This window comes from Plesiomonas sp. ZOR0011 (assembly GCF_000800945.1).
Classification (GTDB): Bacteria; Pseudomonadota; Gammaproteobacteria; order Enterobacterales; family CAMTGL01; genus Plesiomonas; species Plesiomonas shigelloides.
Genome location: NZ_JRKB01000008.1, coordinates 1 through 2,948, shown reverse-complemented (window position 1 = coordinate 2,948; position 2,948 = coordinate 1). Strand labels below are relative to the sequence as shown.

The window sequence follows — 2,948 nt, the reverse complement described above, 5'->3', positions numbered from 1 at the left end:
GGTTTGGCTCAGGGTTCGCCGGATTCATGTTGTCTCTTACTCTTCGCTGTCTGTAGTGCGGTAAATGAGCGTTATGGTAAATGCACTTAAATATTAGCTTTTAATGCAATTTGCATTGTATGCTAATATTGTTTGGTGAGGGATACCGTGATGTTTAATGTGATATTGCACGATGATGTGCCCGAAGAGATCGCCGCTTTACCGCCAGTAGTTCAAGCTAAGTTAATTCGCTTAATCGATAAGCTAAAAGCGAATGCCACGGCTCTTCGTGAACCGGATAGCAAGCCCTTAAGGGATGGGTTGTTTGAGATACGGACGATGGGAACTGATATTGCTCGTGGTCTGTATGTTTACCAAAAAGGACGAAATATTTATCTGTTACGGGTGTTTATCAAAAAAACGCAGAAAACCCCGTCAGGTGAAATATCGTTAGCATTTGAACGATTAGAGGAGATGCTCAATGGCTAAGAAAGGCATTGAATGGAGCGTTGTCAGAGCTAATCTGATGCTAGATCCTGAGGTGCAGGCGGCATATGAGTCCGAGCTGCGTAAGGAGAGATTGCAAGCCATGTTAGCGGAGTGGCGTAACAGCGCTGGCTTAACTCGTGCGCAAGTTGCGGAGCGGATGGGAGTTACGCCACCAACTGTATCTCGAATGGAGTCCAATATTATCAGAGCAAGTATTGATACTTTGGTGCGGTATGCGAGTGCTTGCGGAATAAAGCACCCACAGATTAATTTATAGTTTAATTATTATTTGGCTCGCCAGTTATTATATACAATCTTTTATTGTACTCCTCCATCTCAATGGAGGAGGATTTTATTTTCCAGTTGGTTTTTGTTTTCTCTAACCATAAATCTGCGCTGCATTCTCTTTGTTCTTGGGGGGCATGACTCTCAAGATTTATTTTTTTACCTTTTTTTATAAAAAAATCTCTAAAGTGGTTGTTTCTATAGCACCATAGAGTTGTGTTGTCTTTCGATAGCATGACTACACCTACAGGTTTTTCATGCAGAGAAACTATCCTACAAGCTGTGGCTGTAATTGATGTGCCATATCTCTTTGATAGCTCAATTACTAGATTCATATCTATTTTGTTAGAGAGCTTAGGTGCCATATCTTCAGACGGCATGAGCAAGCATGCCGCAAACTCATTGGCTTCTTTTTCTTGTTTTTTCCCTTCCGAAGTCTGAGCTATAACCCCTGCATTTTCTATAGATGATGGCTTAGTGCTGTTGCTTGAATTGAAGTGTAGGTGATAGTGCCCAAGTTCGTGCGCAATTGTAAATTGCTTTCGACCTTCTTCTTTTATGTTTGAGTTGAATATGATCGCGTTTATACCGTATTTGTGGAAAAGCGCGCCAGTAAATTCCGCTTGTTTAAAATCGTTAGATGTTACTTTAATCCCTAGGCTTTTGGCTATTTCAATGCAATCGACAGGGAATATGTCATTTGCATTTTTTTTCTCTTTCCATGTAGTAAAAAGCTTTTCCGCCATTAGCCTAGGGATTGACATAGCCGTCCTTATTTTAGGGCTTTCAGAATGTTCATTAATTGGTCTTTTGTTTCTTCTGATAGTGACTTGTACTCTCTAAAGAATACGGTATCTTTATCGTTTTCTTTTTCACTATCCATTAATGAATCTATTGTAACATTTAACGCTTTTGCTAGCTTTCCGACAAGCTCGGCTGACGGTTTTATTTCTGGTTTTTTTTCTAATTCCCAGATGTAGCTTTTTGTGGATCCGACCATTGTAGCTAGCTGCTCTAAAGAAAACCCTTGTTGCGTTCTTAGTTCTCTAATCCGATCTCCAAGCATGTGGTCTCTCCTGGTCATTGGTGGTTGATTGGTTTGTTGGGTTTTTTCAGTATGATCCAAAAGTATCGCCACAGCAATACGGTTGTATTGCTGTGGCGATACTTTTAGTAGATCTATAGCTTGACGATGTTCGCAAAAGGAAGTATTCTAGGTGTTATAGATACAAGAAGGGCTTTGCGTAGATTCTGTGTGAATAAGCAGCTTGGAAGGTAGCTAGAAGAATGTGTGTTGAGGTTGCTCACTAAATTGGCGTTTAGTGAGCATAAAACAAGACCGCATTCATGTTCGATGTGGCGAAGTCATTCGTCTGCCATATCGAGCTAGTGAGAATGTATTTCGGCTGTTTTGATTGGGGAATCGAATTCTAGCTGCTTTGCCCTCACTAGCCAAGAACTGAATGGCTTTTTTGAGGGTTATGACAATGACTAAACCTGCACCTAAAGGGTTTCGATGGGTATTTTGTCGTTATCGTCGAGTAAAGAACTCGACGAAAATGCTGGATGCTCATGCGTATGGCTATGAGGCGTGGACTTTTCTAGTTCGTTCCGGTAAGTGACTGATGTATAAGGCTGCACTTTATGTGTGGCCTTTTTTCGTTTTTGCTTAGGGGGCTATATGTTGCTTGGTCTTTTTGCAGTGATTGCTGGTGTATTATTGATGTTGGAGCGTTATGGAATTATTCCCGCGGATGTGCAGTGGGGCGCACCAATGTTTATTATTTTTTTTGGTATAGGCTCTATCTACTCCGCTGTTAAAGGGCGGTCATTAAATGGTGGGGATAGTAAAGTTGAACCGTAACTCGATCTTGAGATCCTCTCCTTCAGAGAGTAGTCTCTTGTCTTGAAACGAAAAAACCGCCTTGCAGGGCGGTTTTTCGAAGGTTCAAAAAGTTGCAGCTCTTTGAACCGAGGTAACTGGCTTACGTGGAGCGCAGTCACCATAAACTGTCCTTTCAGTTTAGCTCTAACGGGCTTTGAACATCAAGAAATCCTTTAGCACTCCACGAATTCAGTTACCAATGGCTACCGCCAATGGCGATTTGTCGTGCCTGTACGGGTTGGACTCAAGAGTTTGTTACCGTACATGGCGTGGTAGTCGGGCTGAACGGGGAGTTCGTGCATACAGCCCA

Annotated in this window: 5 protein-coding genes; 3 read left to right on the top strand and 2 right to left on the bottom strand. The window is 42.0% G+C overall.

Going from position 1 to position 2,948, the window contains the following annotated elements; all coding sequences use genetic code 11:
- Positions 1–150 precede the first annotated feature (150 nt).
- Together L975_RS00410 and L975_RS00405 are read left to right on the top strand one after the other, a co-directional pair.
- Entirely contained in the window at positions 151–468 is a 318-nt protein-coding gene (locus tag L975_RS00410; protein WP_047706624.1) for a type II toxin-antitoxin system RelE/ParE family toxin, read from the top strand.
- The gene (locus tag L975_RS00405) at positions 461–745 is read left to right on the top strand and encodes a helix-turn-helix transcriptional regulator (RefSeq protein ID WP_177326611.1); all 285 of its coding nucleotides are present in this window, start codon (positions 461–463) and stop codon (positions 743–745) included. Before L975_RS00410 ends, L975_RS00405 begins: the two co-directional genes overlap by 8 nt.
- Position 746: 1 nt before the next feature.
- Here the strand turns inward: L975_RS00405 and L975_RS00400 are convergent, their stop codons facing one another.
- Positions 747–1,517, bottom strand: a complete 771-nt coding sequence (locus tag L975_RS00400) for an ImmA/IrrE family metallo-endopeptidase (protein ID WP_047706622.1) — start codon at positions 1,515–1,517, stop codon at positions 747–749.
- An 8-nt stretch (positions 1,518–1,525) separates the two neighbouring features.
- The gene (locus L975_RS00395; RefSeq protein WP_047706621.1) at positions 1,526–1,819 is read right to left on the bottom strand and encodes a helix-turn-helix domain-containing protein; all 294 of its coding nucleotides are present in this window, start codon (positions 1,817–1,819) and stop codon (positions 1,526–1,528) included.
- A 582-nt stretch (positions 1,820–2,401) separates the two neighbouring features.
- Between L975_RS00395 and L975_RS00390 the strand changes: the two genes are divergently transcribed.
- Complete coding sequence (locus L975_RS00390) at positions 2,402–2,617, top strand: hypothetical protein (RefSeq protein ID WP_052181175.1); 216 nt, start codon at positions 2,402–2,404, stop codon at positions 2,615–2,617.
- The last annotated feature ends 331 nt before the right edge of the window (positions 2,618–2,948 follow it).